This is a genomic window from Pseudonocardia sp., from assembly GCF_029263155.1.
GTDB lineage: Bacteria > Actinomycetota > Actinomycetes > Mycobacteriales > Pseudonocardiaceae > Pseudonocardia.
The window spans coordinates 50,154-74,145 of the sequence record NZ_JAJCYB010000058.1 but is presented as its reverse complement, the minus strand read 5'-3'; the positions used below and the strand labels follow the sequence as shown (position 1 = coordinate 74,145).

The window sequence follows — 23,992 nt, the reverse complement described above, 5'->3', positions numbered from 1 at the left end:
CCGGAGCCTGTGGTCTTGCGAGGACCAGACCCGGGACCGACACGCACGCGCTCCCCGTGGGGAATTACGTAATCGCCGGGTGGGGAATTACCTGATCGTGAACCCCTCCAACCTGGGGAATTTCATGATCGCCGACACTGGGTGCGTCGACAGGGACTCGAACCCCGAACCCGCTATTCGGGAGACGTACACTGCACCATGATCCGCTGGGCTCCGGTGCTGGTCAGCGGTAGTGCGGACCGTCAATCGATCATCTGCAGCGGGTGCTGTGGGCGACCGTGATCGCTCGTGAGCGCCGACCGAAGCGACGACCTGCGTTGCGCGGCGCTGTCTCGATGCGGTCAGCGGCTCGGGCGCTATCGTCTGTGCATGCCCGATCCCGCGCCTCGCCCCGCAGCGTCGGGGCAGCCCGTGCCCGGGGCCGATCCGCGTTCGATCCGGCAGAGCTTGTCAGCGGAGTTGCGGGTGGAGTTCGACGCCGAGTGGAGCCACGTCATGGATCGGGCGAAGGCGTCGATGGAGCTGGGCAGTATTCAGGATCTGCTGCGGAAGTGGCGGCACATCGCGTCCACCGAGACGTCGTCGCCGGGAACGCACGCCCGGGTGATGGCGAAGGCGGAGCAGATCCTGCGGACGGGGCGCAACTCGACAGCCGGGTCGTACACGGACATGCAGGCGTTGATCAGACAACGACTGGGCCGGTAGGTGCCATACCGAATCGTCCCGGACGAGTCCATTTTCGCGCAGGTCGCGGCTCTGCCGGTCGAGGCGCTGGCCGCCTACGCCCAGGTCCTCGACGTTCTCGAGGTCGCGCCGTGGAACGGCGAGCCCCAGCACCTCGCCAATTCGGACGGGGCCGTCCGTCGGTGGCTCTTCGGCCCGGACGAGGCAGGGCAGGTCCTGTACCTGATCGTCGAGGAACCGCCGGAGGTGCACGTCCTGCTCGTCCAATGGCTCGGCTGAGCCGGTGGCGCGGGGCGCGACGCGGCGCGGGCAGCTGGCTCCGGGATCGGTACTCGTCGAACTCGTCGAGTCACATGCTTCTACTGCCGGATTCTGCCCCTGTACAAGGCGTGGCCGAGGTCCTGCGACCCCGTCGCAGCAGCCCAGATCCTGTTTGCGGCACGCTCAGGGTGATGTTGGGACGAATCAGCCGAGCAGCCCTCCGCAGACCTCGCCACCCGCGTTGAGCGCCTGGAGTCCGCGCTCAACGCCGTGCGTAGCCAGCTTGTCCAACTCCGCGACCTGATCGATCAACCGCGGAGCATGCAGCAGACCTCGATCTCAGAACCATCCGGGGTCAATATTCAAGGTCCGTTGACAGCAGCCGCTCCAGTCCCCGTCGTTCCCGCGCTCGCGGGGGGGGGGTCGGGGGCCCCAAGCGGCCGCCATCACGCTTGGTGGTGATCGTGCCGTGGCGCCCGAGGGCGAGCGGAGGACGAGCCATGTCGGACGCTACGGGAGGGTTTGCGTCGAGTTGACGACGAATGGATCTCCTGAGACGAGTAGCAGGCCAGAGCGTCAAAGCTCTGACATGCTACTTTGGGTGCGTCGTCAGGGACTCGAACCCCGAACCCGCTGTTCGGAAGCCACGGCGGTGACCAGCGTCGGTACGGTGTGTTGATGCTGGTCAGCGACGGTACTGCCCCACGCCGATCATGTTCTGGGTGCAGTCACGGGCACCCGCGTTCGCTGGTAAGCGTCGACCTTGAAGGCGGGTTCGTGGTCCTCGGGTTCAGACACTCTGTACCGACTTCAAGGCGGCGCCGTGCGGCGCTCTGTCCGATGCAGTCCGCAAGCGCTTGCGCGGGGCGTGCGGCCTCCGGCCGGTCCCCGCGGCGCACGGCTGCTATTCGGCAGTCGCGGGCAATAGGCGTGCTACTGCCTTCATTTTCGGAGTGTCTATGGGACGCGCCACAATTATGCCGTCGGGGTTCTCGGCGTCCGCTTCTAGTTCAATCTTGACGCGCTCGAAGTGAAAGCCGATGGGTCCAACGCTGATTGACAGCTCGCCGACTTTGACGTCGAGATCTTGAGTTATGAACATGGCGTTCTCGCCTTCCGGGACAGGAGAGCCGTTCGGCGTAAACTCCAGCTTATTAAAATGGACTACAACTTCCTCGCCAAGCGATACCTTCGCAGCCACTACGATTTCCTCCCCTTGCTGAAGGGTCAGAGTAGACAGATCTGGCACGGTCAGCTGATTGCTGGTTAAAGTTTGCAAGACTACAATACTGTCGATCAGTTCTAGTACTTTATCGTCAACCAAGGCGGTCAGGTCACGGGGAATTGGCTGCGGTTCTCCCGTGTAGGGGCCGAATTCCTGAGCTATCTCGAACGTGTTTCCTGATCGAAGCTTGGACAGAAAATGAAGGCCTGATGCAACCCGGTTCGCGACTTTCCCCGACAAGTCATGCGGAATGAACTGGAATGTCTGCGAACTGTCGTCGTCCTTGTAGCGCAGTTCGACTGAGAAGGCACCGCCTTCATCGTCTGCCATCCCTCGCAGGTTCCGGCCGTCGAGGCCTGCCGTCGCGGGCTGAACGTGGAGCTTGACCTCGTGCGCACTGCCATCAGCAGCGTCAACTATGCGCATCCGCATCGTGCGCGATTGACTGTCACTCAGACTACCAAGCGGCAGGATTCGGATGGCGCCGGTCAGGGTGCCGGCTAGGCCGCCAGGCAGGTCAGCATCAATAGTCGTGAGGTTCTGACCGAGTTCGAGTGGGGCTCCATAGTCGATGAAATCTCTCATCGCATTCTGGTCGGCCTGTTCCGGCGTACGAAAGGTGGCGTTCAGGGTGATGGGTCGATCGGCGAGCGCACCACGGTACTTCTCGTAGATCTTGAAAGTGAAGTACTGCGTCCCCGAGCCTCTGGTCTCAGCGAACACGAATCCACTGCTTCTTGTAAGGTCCGGAGGCTGGGTATCAACTGAGAAGTCGTAGCGGAAATGTGGATCGAGACTATTGATTAGATCGTGTGTTGCTAACACGGGAGCAACGGCCACGGTCGGCGCCAATTCCGGGCCTTGGCCCTGCCGTATCGTGGGTGTGGCAGCGTTCGGAAGCTGCATAGCTGTTGCGAGATCAGCCATTGCACTAGCAAGCCGATCCTTACCGTCTCGAAAGTAGTAGTCGATCACGTCCGGGAACTCGGCCGCCAGACCGTCAAGAAAGTCGGAGCCCGACCACGTGCATGGAAAGGGTGCCGAGTCAGTTAGGCCTGTGAACCACAGCAGTGACGGTGGGGTAGGGCTGACGGGCGTGACAAGATGCCATGCCTTGATCGCGGTAGTCGCGGCGCGGCGTTCGATGAGGGTGTCAAGCGATTTCTTGATCTTGCTCTTCTGCGACGCGTTCGGCTGTGTTGCGTACCTCTTGACTTGATAGACGGTCCAGCCATCTGGCTCCCGCACGATGACGTCCAGGCCAGCATCGCCCTGTGACGGTGTGATCCGCTCGGCTGTTGGGTGCCGGCGACAGAGGAGTATCCCCACGACTGTTTCAACTTCTTCGCCGCTACGGCGACCCCAGTCGATCCGTGTCATCCAAACAGTATGAGTGCCCTCGCCGAGCTGTAGGTCACCGGGACGGGGCGACGCACGTGAGTACCGCGGGGTGCGTTCGCCGGCACGGTGCAACGTGCCATGACCAGCCAGAAGGGCAGAATGAGACAGAGGGCGCCTCGCTTGGCAGGCAAGCCTCCGGGATGGCGAAATGCGTCATCCCCGTCGACGTCACGGAGGGCGACCACACAACATCCCGAAAGCAGAGCCGCACGAGTTCTGCGGTGGCGCCGAGGGCTGCCCCCGTGCCGATGCGCGGGCGGGCGATGCCCGGCCGACGGGATGGCGCGCGAGCCCCAGCGTGGTCAAGATCGAAGGGTCAAGGGCAGCGAAGGGCCGCACACCCGAACGCGACGACACAGGACGCGGCAAAAGCGATCAGCGCGGATGGTCTACCGAATCAAGCAAGGATGACGCTGGGACGCGCGTTCGGGACGAAGCGCGCATGTAGGGCTGGGTTAAGGTATGCGCATCGCCGCGTCGGTCGAGACCCTAAAAGGCTATACGGAAGTCCTCGATTTTCTGAATTATGTGTTGCGCTGGATCGTCGCCATTCTCGGCCATTGTCCACATCTGCCTTAGGTCATCGTCGTTAACCACGATTATCAATTTCTGGTGCATGAACCATTGCTCGCGCCTAGTTATGTCAGCGCCACGATCACTAGAATTTCTGGTTACAAGCATGCCGAAAAGGCCTGTCCCGTGCTTCGTGAGATAGTTGGCGATATCGATGACGGCGCGCTTTTTGACTGGCCCAGAATAGTTCTTCGCATCTACGACGACGAAATGGCCTTCGTAAGTATTTCGCACATGCATCCATGGCCCGACAGTGGCATAGTTTGGGAAGATCATGTCGCGGCGATTGATTCGGGAGGAATTCGCACTTTCACTTATCGGCTTGCTGAGCGGCGGACAGAATAGATGCTCCAAGATATCCTGGACTATCGCTTGATACTCTGCCCACTGCTTCTTGCCTGGAGTGATCGAGTCGAGTTCATCGATTAAACTCCCGAATAGCGGAACCTCGCTGTCCGGGGATCGTCTGTAGTCAGCGGTTGGTATTTCTGGAGTGGCAGCAAGTGCGCGGCTGACGTCATTTCCGTCAAAGACGTAGTCAATGCCGTGCTCTCGCAAGTACTGGACATTGTCAGGCGAAAGTGAGCCGGCGGTCACGAGGGCGAGTTGAGGAACCCTCATACCGACGTGATCACGGTAGGCTTCGGATAGTTTCCTCAGTTGAGCGATGACGCTCGCGAGGCGGCTCCGAGTGCTGGGTAGTAGTCCCTTCACTTCCACGATAGCAGGGCGCCCGCTATTAAGCTGGACCACGAAGTCTGCCCTATGGTGGTTGCGTCCAAGACTTGCCTCGGTAGCGACTGATGCAAGGTCTAGAAGATTCGGTAGAGCGGCCTCGACTAGGCGGAAAAACTCATACTCCGATAGACGCTGAAAATCCTCAGTATTCATCCCTGTGGGTCCTCTGCATTGCGCCAGCAGCTCTCCTTGCAGGAGCGCTATTCGAGTCAGTCGAGCAAATCGCTCGGGTACGCAACTTACCATCTCATAGGTTTGGCACTCGGACCAGCGTCCCGCGTGGGGCGCTGCAGGTCCTTGAGGCCAACCGCGGCACGCTATCGAACCGACCTGGACGCATCGTGCAGACCGTGCGAGAAGCGGGCCCGTGTGCGAGCGGAGCGGATCCAAAGCGGACCACTTGGCAGTGACCGGCACGCCCGACCCGCTCAATCACGAAGGCACACTGTGATCCATTCGCTCATCTGGATCAAGCAGAGTTGTAGTACGCAAGTTTGCAGTGCGACGATTTTCCGGTTGTCAGGGCGGCAGGACGAGCGGCCAGTCGAGTAGGGGGCCAACTGCTGAGTGAACGACTACGTTTGTGTCGAGCACGGTGACGCCGGCCGATCGGAGTCGCTCAACGCTGCACGGGTACGCCGGATGCTGCCGCAGTGCCTCTTTGACGCACGGCGCCGCAATGATCGGTAGCCCAAGGCCGAGAGCCTCGTTGAGTAGTCCCAGCGCAAGGGTGTCGCTGATTCCGGCGGCCCACTTGTTGAGGCTGTTGAACGTCAGCGGCGCGGCTATAACGACGTCGGCCGGCGGGAGTGGGTCTGGGTCGGCGGGTCTGCGCGGCTCGATTCGGACAGGATGGCCGCTGGCGTCCGCAAGGGCGTCCACGTCGACCCAGGCCGCAGCCGTCGGAGTGAGGATCACGTAGGAAGCCCAGCCCCGTTCGGTGAGCAAGTCGAGAAGACTGGTCAGGTCAAGCACCGGCGGCGCGCTGCACGCAATGACGTACGCGACCCGTGCCGCCACGGTCAGCCCTCCAGCACGGTCGCCCGGCGCGCCAGCGCGCGTAGGCCGGGGGTCGCGGTGCGGCGCTCCCGTTTCAGCATCTCCCGCAGCAACTCGCGCACGACCACGTTGTAGCGCAGCGTCTGCGGGGCGATTCGTTCGGCCTCCATCAAGTTGACGACGGCCTCCGCATCAGCGCGGCGCTGTGTGTAGGCCCATGCCATGTCGATGTGGACCTGCGCGCGCCGGCTGAGCAGCCCGTCGGGCAGCGACGAGACGTCGACGTACTCGGCCTGCGCGATCGCCGAGGCCGCGTCGCCGAGCTCGGCTGCAGTGGAGACGCGATGGATGGCGACGTTGGTCGGGCCGAAGGCAGTCCAGCCGTGGTTGGCGTCCTCGCCGAGCTGGTCGGCGAGCAGTTGCGCGCGCTGGAGCCGTTCCATGGCCTCGCCGCGGTCGTTGCGCCGGCCCGCGATCACGGCCGCGATTAGCGTTAGGGCGCCGCGCAGGGAGAGCCCGGCGGGGGAGTCGTCGTTGAGGTTCTCGGCCGTGATGAGCGCGATGGTCTCAGCGTCGTCGAGGCGGTCGTTCTTCAGGAATGCGCAGGCGACCTGGTACGCCGCCGCGGCACCGAGGGCTGGCGACTCCGCGTGCAGCGCGGCGCCCGCGGCGCGGTCGGCGGTAAGCCAGGCCAGCTCGGCGTTGCCGACCTTGGTCACGAGCTTGGCCGCGGCGACGTAGACGCTGCTCTGGAGTTCGAGTGCCTGGCGCCGCTCGACGCCGCGGGACTCGGCAACCAGGCCGTCAACACTGATGATCAGCGAGGGGAGGATGCGGGTCGCCGCGCCGTAGTCGGCGCTCTGGTACCGCAGGTGCACCTCGGTTGTGAGCCGCTCGATGTCCGACAGCTTCGCCGGCCGTGGGGTGGTGACGCCGAGTCCCGGGTAGGAGCCGAGAGCGTCTTGGATGGCTGCGAGGCCGTCCAGCTCCGGATCGCCGTTCGGGGCGAGCGCGAAGGGTCGGCCGCTGAGCGTCTCGACCTTGACGTGCAGGACCTTCGCGATGTCGATCAAGACGGAGAGCTTGTCGACGGACCGGATGCCGCGCTCCACCTGGGACAGCCAGGACTCGGACCGCTGGACCAGGCCGGCCAGCTGTCGCTGGCTGAGGCCGCGGCGCAGCCGGTAGATCCGGATGCGTTCCCCGATGGGACCTTCGAGCGCCATGCCCACATCCCACCTCGCGATCCCGACTGCGGCTCGCACTTTTGTGCGGCCCGCCGTTGGTGCAGGTCATCTACAAGGACGTGTCCGAGCATAGGTCCCGTTCACCCGCCGCACGGCCGAATGGTGAAGGTGGCACGAGATGACCCAGCATCGTCGAGAGACCCGCAACGAGGGCCTGGTCGTCGCGCGCCGCCTACAGGCCCAGCTGGACCAGCTCGACGAGGCGGTCGCGGCCCTGCGCGCTACTCGTCTCCGTCAGCTAGCTGACGCTCGATCTGGTCGACTCGGGCCCGGAGAGCGCGGATCTCCTGCTCCAGGCCGCTGAGGGACGACAGCACCGGATCTGTGGACTCGTTCGCGTGTGGCTCCGCAGCTTCGCCGTGCAGCACCTGCGCGAGGTAGCCCGCCGGCCACCCCAGCGCCGCGGACACCGCGGACAGAGTCTGCGGACGGCGGCGGCGCGGGTTGAGGTTGTGCTGTAGCTCGCGCAGCGTCGTCAACGACACCCGGGCCCGCGACGCGATCTCCATCTGCGTCGAGCGCGTCTCGTCCAGCCGGTTCTGGATCGCCCGCGCGACAGCATCCCAGTCGTCGCGCTCGCCCGGGTCCGCCACACGCGCAGCGTAGGGCCACTTCCACAACTGGCGTCGATCGACGCCATCTCCAGTAACAACCGTGGCCAACTGCCATCAATATTGATGCCAACTGATGCTAGTCTGCTGTTGGAGGAAGGGAGTGATCATGCGAGGTCACCGGAACGGGCCGCTGTCGACCAGCGGTGATGAGGGAACGGGAGCGGACCGGTGAGCGCGCCGGCCCAGGTGGAGCGCGCCGGCCTGCTGATGACGGTCGAGGAGGTGGCGACGCTGTGGTTCGGCGAGGTCGGGGAGAACGGCTCGGCCAGCTCGAACTGCCAGAAGATCCGGCGCCTCATCCCCGAGGTGCTCCCGGCGCGACGGATCGGCAACCGCTGGTACGTGAGCCGAGCCGCCGCGGAGTCGTGGGCGGCCGGCGGTGATCCGGCGTCGGTGATGGCGCACCCGGACACCCGCGAGCAGCGCTCGGGGGTGAGGTAGCCATGCCGGGCGTCGGAATCCTCATCTTCTTCGCCCTCGCGGGTGCGGTGATCTGTGCGAAGGCGCGGGTCCCCGGTGGCGCGGTCGCGTTCGCCCTGATCGGGCTCGTGCTGTTCGTCGGGACCCCGGCCGGTGCCGGGCTGCCCGGGATGGTGTCGGACTTCCTGACGGTCATCGGGTCCGCGTCCGACCCGCTGACCGGCGAGTCGGGGGCGGAGGGATGACCGCGGCCATGACGACCGAGACGCGGGACTGGCGCCGGTACGCCGAGTGCCGGACCGCAGACCCGGAGTCGTTCTTCCCCGCCGCTGAGGTCGGTCCGGCCTACGAGGAGCAGGTCGCCGCGGCGAAGGCCATCTGCGCCCATTGCGCGGTACGGACCGCCTGCCTCGAGTTCGCCTTGACCGCGCTCGCGCACGGCATCGCCGGTGGTCTGACCGCCGACGAGCGGCGCGCCCTGCGCAGCGCCGAACCCTACGTCGACGCGATGGGCCGCCCGATCGGCGCCGGCCGCGACGAGACGGCCGCAGTGGGCCGGACCCAGATCGCCGCCGGGCGCCGCGGCCGGGTCGTGGAGCACGAGTTCGGAGCCTCCCGCCGCACGGTCCAGCGCTGGGCTGCGCAGGCCCGCGCCGCACGTGAGCGGGAGCGAGACGCGAGGGAGGGGAGCCGCGGCGGCAACCGGGCTCCCCTCCAGATCTCCCAGCAGCACAACACCCAGGCAGGGACTCGAACCACGGAAGGAGGCCGAGCGTAGTGAATACGACGGACAGTTCGCACGGGGACGACGAGCGACCCGCCGCGGTGGTGGCGGCCGAGATCGGCGCGGACGGCTGGACCGAGGTGGCCCGTCACCAGAGGTGGGCGGCCGCGGATCACGCGGACTTCTACTCGATCGCCGGTGACGCCCTGGCGACGGTCAACGCACTGGAGGACCTGACGGAGATCCTCGCCGGGCAGGTCGCCGCCTACGGGCAGGGCCGCGCGGTCTACGACGACTCGTACACCGTCGACCCTGTCGCGCGGCTCGTGGACGCGGTCGCGCAGCTGCGGGCGGCGCACGCCGCGCTCCGGCAGGCGTCGCAGGCCGTCAACGAGTTCTGGTCGGCGATCGGCCACATCGGCGTCCGGGACGCCCGCGACGTCCCGTCGCCGCACGGCGTGATCGACGGCGAGGTGTCGCGGTGAGGGGGCCGTGGGATGGACCGCCGTGGGACGAGGACGAGCCGGTGCATTCCTGGGAGGCGACCTGGTGGCCGGTCGAGCACGGCCGTCAGGCGGGACGGGGCCCGGCGCCCGCGGTGCCGGAGCAGTTGCTGCTCGCGGCCGCCGCCGCGGGTGCGGCCGGCGCGACCGTCCTCGGTCTGCTGGCGTTGCTGGTGGGCGGAGTCGTGGTCGCGGTGAGCCTGGGCGCGGTGCTGATCGGGGCGGCCGTCGCGGTGTCCGAGATCGAGCGCGGCATCCGATGAGGGCCCGCACCGTGCTCTACGTGCTGCTGTTCGTGGTCGCCGCTGCGGCCGCCGTCCTGTCGTTCGCCGCGCTGCGCGATCTCGCTCTCGTCTGTGGGTTCGCCCCGTGGCTGGCGTGGCTGCTCCCGGTCGTGGTCGACGCAGGCGCGGCGGCGGGGTCGCTGGTGTGGCTGGGCGGCTGGTCCGCTCACTCCGCACGGCGGTTCGCCCGCGCGCTCGCGCTGGCGCTGCTCGGGCTGTCCGTCGCGGCCAACGCGCTCGGTCACGGCCTGGCCGCGTTCGCGCTCGCCCCGGCGTGGTGGGTAGTCGTGGTCGTCTCCGCGATCGCGCCGGCCGTGCTGGGCGCGGTCGTGCACCTCGCCGTCCTGGTCGGGCGCGCTGACGAAGCCCAGCTACTGCCCGACACCGATCTCGACCTCGACGACCACGGCCTGTCGCGCCTGTGGGAGCACGCCCCGGCCGCCGAATCGCCGCAGGGGGAGCGGGCCGCGGCGCTGATCGCCGAGGGCGTCGGGCGCCGGCGCCTGTCGCGGGAGCTGGACATCAGCGAGTACGAGGCCCGCCAGCTGCTCGCCCGCAACCGCCCGGCCGACCCGGACCCGGACCCGGCGCGGACTCACTCTCTCAACGGATCAGGAGCACCGTCGTGAACGTCCCTGCTCTCACGCTGCTGGCCGCCCTTGTCGCGGCGGCGATGTTCTTCTGGCGCCGCGGAGCCCGCGCCGTCAGCATCGGGTGCGCCGCCGCTGCGGCCATGCTGGGGATGTCGCTGGTGCGCACGACGCACCCGTTCGTCCTCGGGGTGCTCGCCGCCGCCGTAGCGGGATGGCTCTGGTACCGGCACGGGCGCACGATGGCGACGGTCACCCGCTGGGGCGCGTCCTCGCGCCGCAAGGCCGGGGTGGCATCGTCGGGCGACATCGTGCGGGTGGGGTCGGCGCTCGCGATGCGTCGCCGCACGCCGAACGTCCGCCCGTCGTTGCGCGTCGACACGCGGCGGGCCCGCCTGGGGCAGCTGCTGCAGTTGCCCGCTGCTGCGGTCGCGGTGGAGCTGTGCACGGTCGGGGCGCTGCGGGTGTGGGCGTCGATCGAGGACTTCGTCGTGGTGTTCGGCGGCCCGCGGGTCGGCAAGACGCAGTGGCTCGCCGGCCGCGTGCTCGACGCCCCGGGCGCCGTCCTGGTCACTTCGACGCGCACGGACCTGCTCGACCAGACCGGGCCCCTGCGCGAGGAGGTCGGCCCGGTGCTGGTGTTCAACCCGGTCGGGCTGGGCGGGCGACCGTCGACGATCACGTTCGACCCGCTGACCGGGTGCACCGACCCGGCCACGGCGAACGAGCGGGCCACCGACATGCTCGCCGCCGCCAACCGCGGCTCCAGCAGCGACCGGGACTACTGGGACGAGCAGGGCCGTCGCAACCTGGCCGCGCTGATGCACGCTGCCGCCCTGGGCGGTCTGACGATGCACGACGTCGGCAAGTGGGTGGCCGAGCCGGACGAGCACGCCCAGCGCATCCTCCTGCTGCTGCGCAACAAGAGCCCGGAGCCCGCGTTCGAGACGGCCGTGCGGCAGTTCATCGCCACCAACGAGAAGACCCGGACGTCGATCAGCTCGACGATCGCGCCCGCGCTGGGCTGGCTCACCCACGGGCCGGCGAAGGCCGCCGCGCTCCCGGTCGCGCAGGGCGGCCGGCCGTTCGACGTCGCCGCGCTGCTCGCGTCGAAGGCGACGGTCTACCTGCTCGGTGGCGAGGAGGCGCAGGTGACGCCGCTGGTGTGCGCGCTGACCGGATACGTCGCCCGGGAGGCCCGCCGCCTGGCCGAGGAGCAGCCGGGCGGGCGGCTCGACCCACCGCTGTCGCTGCGTCTCGACGAGGCCGCGCTGATCTGCCCGATCCCGCTCGACAAGTGGAGCGCGGACATGGGCGGCCGCGGTATCTCGATCATCGCGTGCTTCCAGTCCCGCGCGCAGCTGCTCGACCGCTACGGCGACGCCAAGGCCGCCGTGATCCTCAACAACTCCGGTGCCCGCGTGCTGTACGGCGGGACCGCCGACCGCGATGACCTCAACTACTGGTCGACGCTGGCGGGGGAGCGGGACGAGCCGACCATGACCACGGATCTGCACGGACGGGTGGCGTCCCGCACGACGCGGCGGGTCCCGGTGCTCGGGCCTTCGCAGCTGGCGAACCTCCCGGCCGGGCGGGTGGTGGTGTTCCGCCGCGACATGCCGCCGGTCATCGGGCGGGCCGAGCAGGCGTGGCGCCGTCGCGACGTGCACGCGTTCCACCACCCCAACGCCCTCACGGTCCGCGCTCGCGCCTGGCGGGCCCGGCAGGTCGCCCGCGCGGTCGGTTGGGTCGCCCGCCGGACTCGCCCCGCGCGGGCGTGGAAGGGCGCTCGTGGGCGTGCCGTCTCCGGGTGGTGCCGCAAGCGTGGGACGGCGCTGCGGGTCCACGTCACCGGACACGGCGGCTCGACCGGCTACCGGTCCCCGCAGGTTGTCCCGGGCGAGGTCGTCGAGACCACGAAGTCGGCGAACGGCGCCGAGGTCATCCCGTTCCCGTCCGAGTGGGCTCGCCCGGACGATCACGGCGACCCGTGGGGCGGTGCCTCATGAGCAGGCCCACCGCGCGAGAGATCGCCGACCTGACGGCCCGACTGCGCCGGCTCTCGACGCCAGGCCGCCACGTCGACCCCTACGAACGGGCCGCCTTCCTCACCGACAAGGACGCGCTGCTCGACCGCATCGCCGCCGCTGAGCGTGCTCCGGCGCCCGGCCCGGCGGACGAGGTCGTCAGCTTCCGCGAGGCGGCCGACCGGCTCACGGCGATGGGTCACGACCGGGCCCGCGCCGAGGCGATGATCGCCGACTACCTCGACGAGACCTCCCGCGAGGTCGGCGTCCCCGTCCACCAGTGGGGTCTGGATCAGCACGACCTCGACGCCATCGCCAGCCGCAACCCGCCTGGGTGCTTCCGCGAGTACGAGCCGGGTTCGGACCGCCGCGAACAGCTCGCCCGGTGGCACGCCGACGACGCGGCCGCTGGTTCGACCGACGCTGCGGACTGGAGTACCGATGCCGACGCCCGATGATGACCGCCCGGTCGGCGCAACCGCCAACGGCCACCACCCCACGGGCGGGACGGCGCCCGCACCGGGAGGCGAGGATCCGACGATCGTCGCGCTCGGCCGTGCGCTCCAGCGGGCCCTTCGCCGCATCGACACCGTCGACAGGAACGTGCTCCAGCTCGCCGCCGACGTCGCCGCGCTGGCCGGTCGCCTCGCGCCACCCGGCGGCGCCGACGGGCCCGGCGACGAGCCGGCCCCGGTCCGGTCGTGGCTGCTGACCAACGACGCCGACCAGGCCGCCGCCGACCTGTCCGACCTGACGGAGTGGATGGGCCGCGTCTACGTGCGCTACACCCGCGCGCAGCTGTCCTCGTGCTGGCTCTGGCACCCCGAGGTGATCGAGGAGCTGTGGTGGCTGCGCTGCGCCCACGCCGACGCATTCCACCCCGATAGCGGGTCCTGGCTGCGCGTGGGGGACTGGCACGACCGGCAGCGCACCGGAGTCGAGCGCCGCGTCAACGCGCTGCTCGGCGGGTGCTCCCTGTCGCGGCACGTCGACCGCAACGGGCGGCCGGCCGAGGTCACCGAGCCCACCCCGCCGCCGCTGGTCGGGCACTACGCGGCCGTTGCCGCGCACTGGGCCGCCACCCGGACCGCCGGACCCACGCCATCCCCGGCGGTGGTCACCGAGGCCGAGCAGGCCGAGTTCGCCCAGCACGGGGGCTACGGGTGAGCCGGGCGCGGCGCCGCTGCACCGTCCCGCGCTGCGAGCGCCCGCACCACGGCCGTGGGCTCTGTCGCCTGCACTGGGATCGGGTCCACCGCGGCGGGGACGTGAGCGCCGAGATCCGCGACGCTGCGGCGGCTCCCGGCTACTGCGCGATGCGCCAGCGGCTCGCGACGGTCCGCGGTCCAGCGGCGGCCCAGCCGTGCGCTGGATGCGACCGCGAGGCGCAGCTGTGGTCCTACGACGGCACCGATCCCGACGAGCGCACCGACCCCGCCCGCGGCCACCGCTACAGCCTCGATCCGGGCCGCTACCGGCCCCTCTGCCGGTCCTGCCACCGCCGCGCCACCGCGCGCGGAGCGTCCGGCCCGCTGGACGTCGAGCGGGCCGCCTGGCTCTACCGGGCCGGCGCCAGCTCGCGCGGGATCGCCGCCGTCCTCGACGCCAGCCCGAGCGCCGTCCTCCGCGCACTCCGCGCGCACGGCGTCTCGATCCGATCCCGGAGCCGGAGGACAGACCGTTGAACGCCGACCAGCACGTCACCGAGCCCACCTCAACCCGAGAACTCCCGATCTTGACCAACACTCGACACGCCAAGACCGATCCGAAGCATCCCGACCAGAACGACCACGACAAGAACAAGAACAACGACCAGAAGCCAGACCACAAGCACGACAACAACCACCGAGACAACACCCGTAGCAACAAGACCAAGAGCAAGACCCACACCCACGCATCACGATCCTGTGGTGCCCGTCGCGAGCCCTGGCGGGCCCGCTCGGAACTGCTCCGGTACTCGCCTTACAAGATCAACATCGGCCAGCAGGAGGACACCGTGAACGACGATCTGAGCGCCACATGCCGCGACGCGTTGCGGGAACTGCAGGAGGCGCAGTGGCCGACCGAGCGGTTCGCGGCGCTGTTCCTGGCCCGCGTCCAGCGCGACCTGGCGTCTGCCCGCGTCAGCTGCCCGGCCGAGATCGCAGGCGAGCCCGGCGTGACGGACCCGGAGGCGGACTACGCCGCATGGGTCGCGCTGATGGAGCGCGCCGAGCGGTGCCACCGGGAGTCGGGGCTGCGGTCGGTGGCCGCCGGCTACCTCGACGACGACTCGCCGAACCCCGCGCGCCGACTCGTCCGCAGCGAGTTCGCCTCGGTGCACGCTGACGCGGTGGCGCGGGCACGCGCCGCGGTCGCGGCAATGACTGGACCGGACGCTGCGCGCATCGCGGCAGCCCACACAGACGTCCTCGACCGCTGGCCGGCCGACGACGAGGGCGACGCCGCAGCACTCGCCGCTCGACTGGAGCCGTGATGCTGAGCATCCACCGCGGGCACTCCGTGCGGTATCTGACAGACGAGGTCGCCAAGGCCCGTGAGGGCTACTACACCGGCGCCGTCGCGGCCGGCGAGCCACCGGGCCTGTGGTGGGGCAAGGGCGCCGAGTCGCTCGGACTCGCGGGTGAGGTCGACGCCGACCTGATGGAAGCCGTCTATACGCGCCTGCTCGACCCGCGCGACCCCGCCGCGCACGACCGGACCACCTGGGACGAGGCGGAGGCGCTCGCCGCCGGCCACCGCAAGTACCGCTCTGCGGAGCAGATCTACGCGACCCTGTTGGAGGCCAACCCCGAGGCCGGGCCCGAAGAGCGCGCGGCGCTGCGGGCCCAGGCCGGGCGCTCGGCGCGGCAGGCCGTGACGTTCATCGACGTCACGTTCTCCGCGCCCAAGTCGGTGACCGTCACCGGTCTGGCGTTCGAGCGGGCCGCCAACGACGCCCGGCTGCGCGGTGACGACGTGGCCGCGCAGGCATGGGACACCCACGCCCAGGCCGTCGAGGACGCGATGATGGCCGGCACCCGCGCCGGGCTCGCCTACCTCCAGGAGCACGCCGGCTACTCCCGCGTCGGCCACCACGGCGGCGAGTCCGGGCGCTGGATGGACGCGCACGAGTTCGTCGTCGCCCAGTTCTTCCAGCACGACTCCCGTGAGCGGGACCCGCAGTGGCACATTCACAACGCCATCCTCAACCGCGTCCTGTGCGCTGATGGCGAGTGGCGCACCGTCGACGGGCGGGCGATCGACGAGCACAAGGCCGCGGCCGCGGCGATCGCGGAGCGCGTGATGGAGGCCCACCTGGCGCAGTCGCTCGGCGTGCGGGTGGAGACCCGCCCGGACGGGAAGGCGCGCGAGGTCGTCGGCGTCGACCGCGAGCTGCTGGACCTCTACTCGTCGCGGCGCGCGCAGATCGGGCCGAAGGCGGCCGAGCTGATCCACGAGTTCACGGCGAAGGTCGGGCGCGAGCCGTCGCCCTACGAGCGCGCAGTGATCCACGAGCAGGCCACGCTCGTGACGCGCAAGGCCAAGTCCCACGAGGGGGAGACGCGGGACGAGCAGTTCGCCCGGTGGGAGGAGATGGCCCGCGAGCGGGTCACCGGCGGGCTCGCGCCGCTCGCCGAGCGGCTGGTCGAGCGCGCGCAGAACCCCGGCGAGGTGGCGCAGTTCTCCCCGCTCGACGTCATCGAGCGGGCCGTCGCCGAGGTCGCCAAGACCCGGGCGCACTACTCCCGCTCGGACATGTTCCTGGCGGTCTCGAACGCCCTGCCCGGGCATCTCGGGGTACCGCCCGACGACATCCTGCCGCTGCTCGACGGCCTCACGGATGCCGCGCTCGAGCGTGCCCAGCGGCTCGGCCCGGCCGAGGACGTGGACGCGCTGCCCGACGAGCTGCGCCTGGCGAACGGCGAGTCGGTGTACGCCCGGCACGGTTCGACCCGGTACGCCACGCCCGGCCAGCTCGCGGCCGAACGCTCGCTGATCGCCGCCGCCGTCGAGCGCGGCGCGCACCGGTTCACCGACGACCAGGTCGACGACGTCGCCGCGCGGTTCGCCGAGTCCGGCATCACGCTGGGCCCGGACCAGGCCGGCACCCTGCGCGGCGTGCTGACCTCCGGTGCGCAGGTCGAGGTCCTCACCGCCGCCGCGGGCACCGGCAAGTCGTTCGTCGTCGGCGCGATCGCCGACACCTGGACCGTTGACGGCGAAACGCCGCGCCGGGTGTTCGGGCTCGCGCCGTACCAGAACGCTGCCGAGGTCCTGGCCGGCGAAGGGCTCGCGGCGAAGAACGTCCGGGCCTGGCTCGCGACGCAGAACCGCCTCGATCGTCCCGGGCCCGCGACCGGCCCCACCGGCGATGACGAGTCGTGGCGGCTGGGCCGTGACGACCTGGTGGTCGTCGACGAGGCCGGGACCGCCGAGACGGGCGATCTCGTCTCCATCCGCGCGCGCTGCCAGGCGGCCGGGGCGAAGCTGCTGCTCGTGGGCGACCCGCGCCAGCTGACCGCGATCGGCCCGGGCGGCGCGCTCGCCGACGTCGCCGAGCACGGCATCACCTACCAGCTCTCCGAGGTGCGTCGCTTCACCAACGATTGGGAGGGCCCGGCGTCGCTGCGCCTGCGCGAGGGCGACGCGAGCGTGCTCGCCGAGTACACCAAGCGCGGCCGGCTCGTCGACGGCGGCACCGCGGAGCAGGCCGAGGCCGCCGCGTCCCGGGCGTGGCTGGCCGACACCCTCGAGGGCCGCGAGTCGCTGCTGATGGTCGGCACGAACGCGGCGGCCGCGCGGGTGTCGGCTGGTCTGCGGTCCGAGCTCGTCCGGCTCGGGCGGGTCGCCGAGGAGGGCGTGCCCCTCGGGGAGGGCTCTGCCCTTGCCGACTGGCGGGGCACCGTCGCCGGGGTCGGTGACCTGGTCCAGGCCCGGGCGCTCGCGTGGCACCTGCGCGGGTTCGAGGGCAACACCGCCGCACCGATCACCCGCCAGACCTACCGCGTGATCGCCACCCGGGCCGACGGCGGGCTGACCGTCGCCCCAATCCTCGCCAACGACGCCACGTCCGACATCGAACGCAACGCGTGGGGCGAGCAGCTCGGCGCACTGATGCAGCTGCCCGGCACGTACGTCCGCGAGCACGTCTCGCTCGGCTACGCCTCGACCAAGGACGCCGCGCAGGGCCGCACCGTCGATACAGGCCACGCCGTCACCGGCCTGGGCACCGACGCCGCCGGCCTGTACGTCCCGGCCACCCGCGGCCGGGAGAGCAACACGATCTACGTGGTCACGCGCCACCTGGCGCCCGACGCCGAGACGGGGGAGACGTTCGACGCCGCCGCCCGCACCCCCGAAGCCGTCCTCTCCGACGTCCTCGCGTCGATCCGCGAGGACCGGAGCGCGCTTGCCGAGCAGTCCCACGCCGAGGACGAGGCCCGGTCGGTGATGACCCAGGTCGACCGCATGGCCGACCTGATCCGCGACGTCAGCGCCGGCCGCGTCGCCGACACCCTCGACCGGCTCGCCGCCGAGGGCCACCTGACGCCGCACCAGCGCGGCCAGCTCGCTGCCGACGACGCGTTCGCCTCACTCGAACGCCTGCTGCGCACCACCGAACTCGCCGGCCACGATCCCGACCAGGTCCTGACCGCCGCGATCGAGGCGCGCAGCCTCCACGATGCCGACTCCCCGGCGCAGGTGCTGCACCACCGCATCACCCACGCGCTCGCCGGGAAGCTTACGCCGCACCTCCGCGGCGGCGCCGCAGACCTCATCCCGCACCACCTCCGCGACGCCGAGCCGGTCGACGACAAGCGCGCCGCACGCCTGCATCAGCTCGCCGACGCCGCGGACGACCGGCGCCGCGAACTCGGCACCCTCACCGCCTCCGAGGCGCCCGCCTGGGCGATCGACGCGCTCGGGCCAGTCCCCGACGGCACGGACCCGACGCAGCTGGTCGCACGGCAGGACTGGGAGCACCGGGCCGGCTGGGCCGCGGCCTACCGCGAACTCGTCGACCACACCGACGAGCACGATCCGCTCGGCAACGCCCCCGGCAAGGGCCGCGTCGAGCACGCCGTGATGTTCCGCGCCGCGCACGAGGCCCTCGCGCTCGTCGACGCCGGAGCGGAGGAGGCCAACCTGTCAGACGGCGCCCTGCGCTCTCGGATCCGCGCCTACGAACGCGAACTCGCCTGGGCGCCCCGGTGGGTGGAGGACGACCTGGCCGCCGCCCACCAGCAACACGCCCGCGCCGCGGCCGATGCCACCCTGTGGACCGCCCGTGCCGACGCCCCCGACACGGCCCCGGATGACGCGGCGCGGCTTCGAGCGGAAGCCGACGACGCGCGCGCCGAGGCCGCCCGCCTGGCCGAGCAGATCGCCGAGCTGGAGATCGTCGACGCCGCACGCGCGGCGTGGTTCACCCACACCGCCATCAGCCGGGACAACGCCGACCGCTCCCGCACCGAACTCGGTGCCCGAGGCGTCGACATCGATCGGCCCGACGACCGCACGACCGGCCCGGACTGGCTCGCGGAACACCACGCCGAGCAGGCCGAGCGCGAACGGGACCAGCCGATCACTGAGGCCGATCTCCTCCCGGACGCCCACGACGACCGGCCGTCATTGCGCGACGAGCCGGCCCGAGACGAACCCCGACGGCGGGATCAACCCGATGCGGTCGAGACTGACTTGCCCGACATCCGCGACGTCAGCACCCCGGAGGCCACCGAGACCGCCGACCCGCCCGAGCGCAGGCGTGTGCTGCCGGCTGACGAGTCCACGGTCGCAGTGCAGAAAGCGCAGGCCACGCTGGCTGAGATCGCCGAGCGTCAGGCCGCGGACGCGGCCCGCGCCGCGGCCGACGCCGACGACCGGGACGCCGCTGAGGCAGCCCGCCGTGAGGAACTCACCCGCTGGTCGGGCGCCGACACCGCGACGACCGCCGAGGACTCCAGCACCGACGCAGGTGAGGAGGACGCCCTGACCCGCGAGTCCTAACTCGTACCGGTCAGCGCCGGGCGAGATCCGAGACCCAGTTGACGACGAACCCGGCCGCCTCCAGCTCGGCGCGAGTCGCCGCGACGTCGCCGCGCCGCAGCTCCCGCCACATCGCCAGCAGCTCGGCGACCGGCGCCGGTAGCTCCGCGCTCGGATGCCGGACCACCGCGCCCCACTCCGGCCAGATCGACGCCGTGACCGGGATCGGAACAGCCGGATCGGAGGTGGCGTCCGTGCGCATCTGGAACGGGTGCCAGCGCACGACATGCTCGGCCAGGTCGGCATCGAGCACCACGAGCCCGAGCGGGTACCGGCCTTCCCGCCAGTCGGGCAGGTCCAACGCCGCGCACATGTCGGAGTAGTCCCACACCACGACCAGCCGAGTCGCATGCACGACGGACGGCAGCAGCCCGAGCGCAGCCACCGCCGCGGCCGCGTCGACGCCGCGCCGGAACGGCCGGGTCGCCACGCTGCCGATGTAGGGCTGCGGAAGGTGCTTGAATATCAGGTGCACCGTCGGCGGACATACCGCACCCGACCGGCGCAGCATCTCGTCAGCCAGCTCGACCGCGCCAGCCTCCACGGCGTCCACCAGCCCGTCCAGCGCAGGATCCATGGCGGCAAGTGTGCGGCCGACCCCCGACATTCCTGAGCGGGCGAAGAACACTCAGGGACTCCGCCCCCGAACCCCCGGCCCTCACTCCGGTGGAGGGGCAATCAGCGTCAGCTGCGGTCAGGCCGTGGCGGGGCGAGCGGGGCGGGGTTGCTCCACCGCCAATCGGTCGCCCTGAAGGGATGCCACACCGGCGCCGGGGCCGCAAGGCACGAGCACGCCGGCAACGACGAGCGCAAGGCGAACAGAATGCCTCGCGCCCGCCGCCACCAGCGCGCCTTGCGGCCCCGACGACGGCGCGGCCTTGCTGCGCACGCCCGATCGACGGTGGAGCAACCGGTAGGGGACAACGTCGGTCGTAACGCGGGTGCGAGGATTCACGACCTACCGACTAGCTGGTTCCCGCGATGTCAGCAGGAATTGAGGTTTCGATGGGTAGTGATGAAAACTTCAGGCGTGGCTATGAGGAGGAGCGCGGACGTCAAGCCTACCGTGAAGAGATTAGCCTGCGAGATGCCATTGCCGACAATAATTACTGGCGTGATTACTACCGCGACATCGAAAAGCAGGAGGATGGCCGAAAAGAAGCTCAGAGGCGTGCGGCCCTCAGTCCCACTGAAAGAGCGGTTGAGGATCTGCGACACGCGCACGCAGTCCAGGATACGTACTGGCGCGCTTATCACGACCACTGGCGGAATCCCCGGTTCACAAGAGACCGCTCTCGCAGTTTCACGGCTGCACTATGGTGGGCTTGGTACTCAGTAGTGCCAGCAATCGCGCTGATGTTCCTGGCGTTGGAGCAATCTGGCGTGCAAGAGTCGGTGACGTTAATCTTCGCGATCCCCGCGACGGTCTTTGCGATATCGTATGCGATCGAGAGTCGCAGGACTAAGCGGCGGGTCGATGCCGGAAGATACGGGACCCTTTACGACCGCAGTGCCTTCAACCCGGACCGGCCCGAATCTTCAACGAATGTGCGGCCGCCACATGCCGAGGCATGATGAACTGTTCGCTGTTGCCGGATGTGCAGATGGGCATTCATTCTGTTTGTGGCGTGTCCCGCCGCTTAGCGATTGCATCGCTTTAGCGCCGGGCCTGGCCAGGTATCCCGCTCTACTTGCGCTACCTACGTCGACAGGAAGATAGTATGAGTTTTGAAGATGATCTGTCTCAGGAGTTGCATGAGCGAGATCGTCTTTTGCGCCGCGAGAGTCAGATGTCTGCAGAGCAGGACGGGCGCAATAGATCGGCGGCCGCCGCGTCCGCTGCGTACGTCGCCAATTTGCTGGGCCAAGCGCGCTCGTCGCTGCAGGACAGGGGAGTTGCATCCCGCAGGGCAGTGCGAGCTGAAGGCCGTGCTGGTGGGCTGATCTTGCGGAGGCGCTACGTCACCTTTACTTCCGCTGGCTACAGCGCTTGGCCAATAGGCGACGGGCTGGCTTTGACGGATGAACGAACTCCGGATCTTGTGTTCGCCGCCTCGTCGAACGCACCTGTTGATTTTAAGTCCTTCCTGCTTTCTCCGTTAAATGGGAACGCGAGGCGAATTGAACCGTACGGAAATCCGAACGCAAAGAACGAGCGATTAATGCTTGACCTGGCACTGTTTGCTGCATCAGCTACGGTGCCTGACCATGTGTCTCACTATATTGAATGGAGCAACGTTCGATGTGGAACGATTGCCGGAGCTTCGATTTTGTTCGACGCAGAGGCGCGGGCGAAGTTGCCGTTATGGAGTAGCTCGGCACCGCGCGCTAGTCGTGTCGCACTGGCTCCTGGACGTGTCAGCAATGCTGCAATCTGCGACAATTCCAGTGGTCCGCACCTAGTTCGCCCGGCATCCAATTCAGACGGGGATTACTTCAACTGCTATTCCTTGGAAGCAATGCTAGTAGAGTCTGTAGCGGACCTAATTTCTACCGCCAGGTAGGTGTGTATTACGTTGCGAGTCGCTTCAGGTCGTACTTGCGTCGTTGCCGCAGCGACTATTGTTCGCGACCCATTTCTATGATCTGTTCTCAGCGCGCTATCGCAACGCAGCATCGAGGAGTAGTGCTGCGTTGGGATGCAGTTCGCCACGGCTGACGTAGGCGTCCTTCAAGAACTTCGCCTGGCCCATGAGGTCGGCCTTCGCTCGATCCGTCAGTGTCATCTCGTCGTCGAGGATCGTTGCGTAGGTGCGACGCCACGAATGCGGGGTCATCCAGTCCAGTCCGACCTGCGCTCGGACTGTGCGGATAGTGCGACGGAGCGTGGAGGGCCATCGGTAGGTCGGCCGGCCGTCGCGGCCGGCGGAGGCGAACACCGGCCAGTCGAGCGGTTCGTCCCCGTGCCGGCGCAGTCGGAGGCGGTCGGCCACGAACTCGGGTAGCGGGACGATCCGAAGTGCCATCGAGGTCTTGCCGCCGTGCACGGAGAGGCCCTTGCCCTTCACGGGGTAGACGTTCTGGCGCACGGCCACGACCGGTACGAGGCGCATGTCGTCCTCGTTCACGACGGCGATGCCCTCCAGGTTGACGTCCCGCCAGCGGACGGCGCACAGTTCGCCGATGCGTAGGCCAGTGCCGATGGCGAAGCGGATCAGGTCGGGGAGGTCGGCAGCGACCGAGACGGGGTCGGTGTCGACGTAGGTGAAGAGCCGGCGCCGTTCCTCGGGCGTCAAGCCGCGCGGCGAAGGCGCCTGGTGGCCCTTGGTCGACTCGATGCGCTCCAGGTTGCGCACTGGATTCGTCGCGATCGCTTGGTGCAGCACGGCTTGCTGCAGGACTCCGGAGACGACGCTGCGGACCGTGCGGCGGGTCGCCGCGGCGTAGTGCGGCTTCTCGGCGATCGAGCCGTCGTCCTGGACGACGGAGAGGCGGGCGCGTTCGAGTCGAGAGAAGAAGGCGTCGATGTTGGCGACGTCGCACTCGACCAGGCGCAGCTCGCCGAGCTGGGGGAGGACCAGCTTGTTCAACCAGTGCGTGTAGAGGTCGTACGTGGAGTCGGCCCGCCGTTCTCGGATCTTCAGCATCCAGATGTCGGCCGCGTCGCGGAACCGGGAGTAGGGCCGGAGCGCTTCGACCCGCTGGCCGTGGCGTTGGCGTAGCTCGTCCTGGAGGGCGCGTTGGGCCGCTGCACGGGAGGTGCCGCGCTTCTCGATCTGCCGGGTCACGCCGTCTAGGTCCCGGACGCGGCAGCGGGCTGCCCAGCCCTTGCCCTTGCGGGTGAGGTGCACGGTGCCGTGGTGACCGAGCGCGAGAGGTGGACGTGCCACGAGGCATCAGCTCCGGGAAGGGTTAGCGGTGAGTTTCCGCTGACTTCGATCTTCCCGAAGGTGTAGCAGGTCAGAGCGACAAAGCTCTGACCTGCTACTTTGGGTGCGCCGTCAGGGACTTGAACCCCGAACCCGCTGGTTAAGAGCCAGCTGCTCTGCCAATTGAGCTAACGACGCGTGCGATGCGCTCTCACGGGCGCTCGAAAACGCTAACACAGCCTCCCGGGCGGCCCGTCGACCGGGTCGCGGGTCGGCGGCGGCGGGTCCTGCGCGATCTCCTCCCAGAACTCACGGAAGGCCTCGGCGAGCTTGGCGCCCAGGCGGAGGGGGGCCATGCGACGGTCCTGGCCGTGGCGGGGGAGCTCGCGCGCGGCGATGCGCTCGTACTCGTCGAGCCGCTGCTGGTAGAGGGCGATCTCGCGGCGGGCGAGGTCCACGAGCGCCGACGCGGTGAGCTGGTCGGAGAAGAACAGCTGCAGGACTGCCTCGTCACGCATCTCGAACACGTCCTGCACGGGACGCTCCAGCCAGGACGTCAGCGCGGAGCGGCCCTGCGAGGTGAGGGTGAAGACCTTGCGCCGCCGTCCACCGGGCTCCTGGTCGACGGTGAGGTGGCCGGAGGCGGCGAGGCGGTCGGGCTCCCGGTAGAGCTGGGAGTGCGGGAACTTCCAGAAGTACTCCACGGACTTCTGCACCGCCGCCTCCAGCTCGTACGGCGTCGACGGGCCCCGCAGGTGGATGAGCCCGAGGACGACGTAGGAGGTCGGGCTCAGGCGGATGTCGTCCTCGCTCATGGGGGCATCCTGCACCCGTGCTTGACCACCCTCCGAATCGGAGGTTGAC

At 69.1% G+C, this 23,992-nt stretch carries 22 protein-coding genes, 1 tRNA gene and 1 pseudogene; 14 read left to right on the top strand and 10 right to left on the bottom strand.

Annotation, left to right across the window (positions count from 1 at the left end; translation table 11 throughout):
- Positions 1 to 369 precede the first annotated feature (369 nt).
- Together Q1K26_RS11935 and Q1K26_RS11930 are read left to right on the top strand one after the other, a co-directional pair.
- Positions 370 to 705 (top strand): DUF6247 family protein, encoded by a 336-nt coding sequence (locus Q1K26_RS11935; protein ID WP_300010610.1) that lies wholly within the window; start codon positions 370 to 372, stop codon positions 703 to 705.
- Positions 706 to 963, top strand: a complete 258-nt coding sequence (locus tag Q1K26_RS11930) for a hypothetical protein (protein WP_300010607.1) — start codon at positions 706 to 708, stop codon at positions 961 to 963.
- Positions 964 to 1,849: 886 nt separating this feature from the next.
- Here Q1K26_RS11930 and Q1K26_RS11925 read toward each other — a convergent pair.
- The 5 genes from Q1K26_RS11925 to Q1K26_RS11905 form a co-directional block, all read right to left on the bottom strand.
- On the bottom strand, positions 1,850 to 3,550 hold the full coding sequence (locus Q1K26_RS11925; protein ID WP_300010604.1) for a hypothetical protein: 1,701 nt from the start codon (positions 3,548 to 3,550) through the stop codon (positions 1,850 to 1,852).
- A gap of 510 nt (positions 3,551 to 4,060) precedes the next feature.
- Complete coding sequence (locus tag Q1K26_RS11920) at positions 4,061 to 5,035, bottom strand: hypothetical protein (RefSeq protein WP_300010601.1); 975 nt, start codon at positions 5,033 to 5,035, stop codon at positions 4,061 to 4,063.
- 366 nt (positions 5,036 to 5,401) lie between these two features.
- Positions 5,402 to 5,902: a flavoprotein gene (locus tag Q1K26_RS11915; RefSeq protein ID WP_300010599.1), complete on the bottom strand. Its 501-nt coding sequence runs from the start codon at positions 5,900 to 5,902 to the stop codon at positions 5,402 to 5,404.
- 2 nt (positions 5,903 to 5,904) lie between these two features.
- A complete protein-coding gene (locus Q1K26_RS11910) occupies positions 5,905 to 7,107 on the bottom strand; it encodes a helix-turn-helix transcriptional regulator (RefSeq protein ID WP_300010597.1) in 1,203 nt (400 codons plus the stop codon).
- 242 nt (positions 7,108 to 7,349) lie between these two features.
- Positions 7,350 to 7,721, bottom strand: a complete 372-nt coding sequence (locus Q1K26_RS11905) for an XRE family transcriptional regulator (protein WP_300010594.1) — start codon at positions 7,719 to 7,721, stop codon at positions 7,350 to 7,352.
- Positions 7,722 to 7,910: 189 nt separating this feature from the next.
- Here Q1K26_RS11905 and Q1K26_RS11900 point away from each other — a divergent pair, with 189 nt between their 5' ends.
- From Q1K26_RS11900 to mobF, 12 genes and pseudogenes are all read left to right on the top strand, one after another.
- Complete coding sequence (locus tag Q1K26_RS11900; protein ID WP_300010591.1) at positions 7,911 to 8,183, top strand: hypothetical protein; 273 nt, start codon at positions 7,911 to 7,913, stop codon at positions 8,181 to 8,183.
- A gap of 2 nt (positions 8,184 to 8,185) precedes the next feature.
- Positions 8,186 to 8,407: a hypothetical protein gene (locus tag Q1K26_RS11895; RefSeq protein WP_300010588.1), complete on the top strand. Its 222-nt coding sequence runs from the start codon at positions 8,186 to 8,188 to the stop codon at positions 8,405 to 8,407.
- Positions 8,408 to 8,415: 8 nt separating this feature from the next.
- Positions 8,416 to 8,646: pseudogene (locus Q1K26_RS11890) on the top strand (WhiB family transcriptional regulator); the annotation flags it as partial.
- A 293-nt stretch (positions 8,647 to 8,939) separates the two neighbouring features.
- Entirely contained in the window at positions 8,940 to 9,371 is a 432-nt protein-coding gene (locus tag Q1K26_RS11885; RefSeq protein ID WP_300010586.1) for a hypothetical protein, read from the top strand.
- Entirely contained in the window at positions 9,368 to 9,652 is a 285-nt protein-coding gene (locus tag Q1K26_RS11880) for a hypothetical protein (RefSeq protein WP_300010584.1), read from the top strand. The genes Q1K26_RS11885 and Q1K26_RS11880 overlap by 4 nt, the downstream gene beginning before the upstream one ends.
- Positions 9,649 to 10,302: a DUF2637 domain-containing protein gene (locus Q1K26_RS11875; RefSeq protein WP_300010582.1), complete on the top strand. Its 654-nt coding sequence runs from the start codon at positions 9,649 to 9,651 to the stop codon at positions 10,300 to 10,302. Before Q1K26_RS11880 ends, Q1K26_RS11875 begins: the two co-directional genes overlap by 4 nt.
- Complete coding sequence (locus Q1K26_RS11870) at positions 10,299 to 12,272, top strand: TraM recognition domain-containing protein (RefSeq protein ID WP_300010579.1); 1,974 nt, start codon at positions 10,299 to 10,301, stop codon at positions 12,270 to 12,272. Before Q1K26_RS11875 ends, Q1K26_RS11870 begins: the two co-directional genes overlap by 4 nt.
- Positions 12,269 to 12,748 carry a hypothetical protein gene (locus Q1K26_RS11865; protein WP_300010576.1) on the top strand — a complete coding sequence of 160 codons (480 nt, stop codon included), beginning with the start codon at positions 12,269 to 12,271 and terminating at the stop codon, positions 12,746 to 12,748. The genes Q1K26_RS11870 and Q1K26_RS11865 overlap by 4 nt, the downstream gene beginning before the upstream one ends.
- A complete protein-coding gene (locus tag Q1K26_RS11860) occupies positions 12,732 to 13,457 on the top strand; it encodes a hypothetical protein (RefSeq protein ID WP_300010573.1) in 726 nt (241 codons plus the stop codon). The genes Q1K26_RS11865 and Q1K26_RS11860 overlap by 17 nt, the downstream gene beginning before the upstream one ends.
- 101 nt (positions 13,458 to 13,558) lie before the next feature.
- Complete coding sequence (locus Q1K26_RS11855) at positions 13,559 to 13,975, top strand: hypothetical protein (RefSeq protein WP_300010570.1); 417 nt, start codon at positions 13,559 to 13,561, stop codon at positions 13,973 to 13,975.
- A complete protein-coding gene (locus tag Q1K26_RS11850; RefSeq protein WP_300010567.1) occupies positions 13,972 to 14,766 on the top strand; it encodes a hypothetical protein in 795 nt (264 codons plus the stop codon). Before Q1K26_RS11855 ends, Q1K26_RS11850 begins: the two co-directional genes overlap by 4 nt.
- A complete protein-coding gene (gene mobF, locus Q1K26_RS11845) occupies positions 14,766 to 19,280 on the top strand; it encodes a MobF family relaxase (protein ID WP_300010564.1) in 4,515 nt (1,504 codons plus the stop codon). The genes Q1K26_RS11850 and mobF overlap by 1 nt, the downstream gene beginning before the upstream one ends.
- Before the next feature lie 10 nt (positions 19,281 to 19,290).
- Here mobF and Q1K26_RS11840 read toward each other — a convergent pair whose 3' ends face one another.
- The 5 genes from Q1K26_RS11840 to Q1K26_RS11820 form a co-directional block, all read right to left on the bottom strand.
- A complete protein-coding gene (locus Q1K26_RS11840; protein ID WP_300010561.1) occupies positions 19,291 to 19,896 on the bottom strand; it encodes a hypothetical protein in 606 nt (201 codons plus the stop codon).
- A 407-nt stretch (positions 19,897 to 20,303) separates the two neighbouring features.
- On the bottom strand, positions 20,304 to 20,543 hold the full coding sequence (locus tag Q1K26_RS11835; RefSeq protein ID WP_300010558.1) for a hypothetical protein: 240 nt from the start codon (positions 20,541 to 20,543) through the stop codon (positions 20,304 to 20,306).
- A gap of 1,376 nt (positions 20,544 to 21,919) precedes the next feature.
- A complete protein-coding gene (locus Q1K26_RS11830) occupies positions 21,920 to 23,110 on the bottom strand; it encodes a tyrosine-type recombinase/integrase (protein WP_300010555.1) in 1,191 nt (396 codons plus the stop codon).
- Positions 23,111 to 23,253: 143 nt separating this feature from the next.
- Positions 23,254 to 23,326, bottom strand: a tRNA-Lys gene (locus tag Q1K26_RS11825).
- Between the two features lie 32 nt (positions 23,327 to 23,358).
- On the bottom strand, positions 23,359 to 23,943 hold the full coding sequence (locus Q1K26_RS11820) for a PadR family transcriptional regulator (RefSeq protein ID WP_300010552.1): 585 nt from the start codon (positions 23,941 to 23,943) through the stop codon (positions 23,359 to 23,361).
- Positions 23,944 to 23,992 lie beyond the last annotated feature (49 nt).

Excerpts from the sequence above, each read along its gene's own strand:
- Q1K26_RS11865 (WP_300010576.1), top strand. The coding sequence starts at position 12,269 with ATGAGCAGGCCCACCGCGCGAGAGATCGCCGACCTGACGGCCCGACTG.
- Q1K26_RS11910 (WP_300010597.1), bottom strand. The coding sequence starts at position 7,107 with ATGGCGCTCGAAGGTCCCATCGGGGAACGCATCCGGATCTACCGGCTG.
- mobF (WP_300010564.1), top strand. The coding sequence starts at position 14,766 with ATGCTGAGCATCCACCGCGGGCACTCCGTGCGGTATCTGACAGACGAG.
- Q1K26_RS11935 (WP_300010610.1), top strand. The coding sequence starts at position 370 with ATGCCCGATCCCGCGCCTCGCCCCGCAGCGTCGGGGCAGCCCGTGCCC.
- Q1K26_RS11920 (WP_300010601.1), bottom strand. The coding sequence starts at position 5,035 with ATGAATACTGAGGATTTTCAGCGTCTATCGGAGTATGAGTTTTTCCGC.
- Q1K26_RS11875 (WP_300010582.1), top strand. The coding sequence starts at position 9,649 with ATGAGGGCCCGCACCGTGCTCTACGTGCTGCTGTTCGTGGTCGCCGCT.
- Q1K26_RS11895 (WP_300010588.1), top strand. The coding sequence starts at position 8,186 with ATGCCGGGCGTCGGAATCCTCATCTTCTTCGCCCTCGCGGGTGCGGTG.
- Q1K26_RS11840 (WP_300010561.1), bottom strand. The coding sequence starts at position 19,896 with ATGGATCCTGCGCTGGACGGGCTGGTGGACGCCGTGGAGGCTGGCGCG.
- Q1K26_RS11925 (WP_300010604.1), bottom strand. The coding sequence starts at position 3,550 with ATGACACGGATCGACTGGGGTCGCCGTAGCGGCGAAGAAGTTGAAACA.
- Q1K26_RS11860 (WP_300010573.1), top strand. The coding sequence starts at position 12,732 with ATGCCGACGCCCGATGATGACCGCCCGGTCGGCGCAACCGCCAACGGC.
- Q1K26_RS11820 (WP_300010552.1), bottom strand. The coding sequence starts at position 23,943 with ATGAGCGAGGACGACATCCGCCTGAGCCCGACCTCCTACGTCGTCCTC.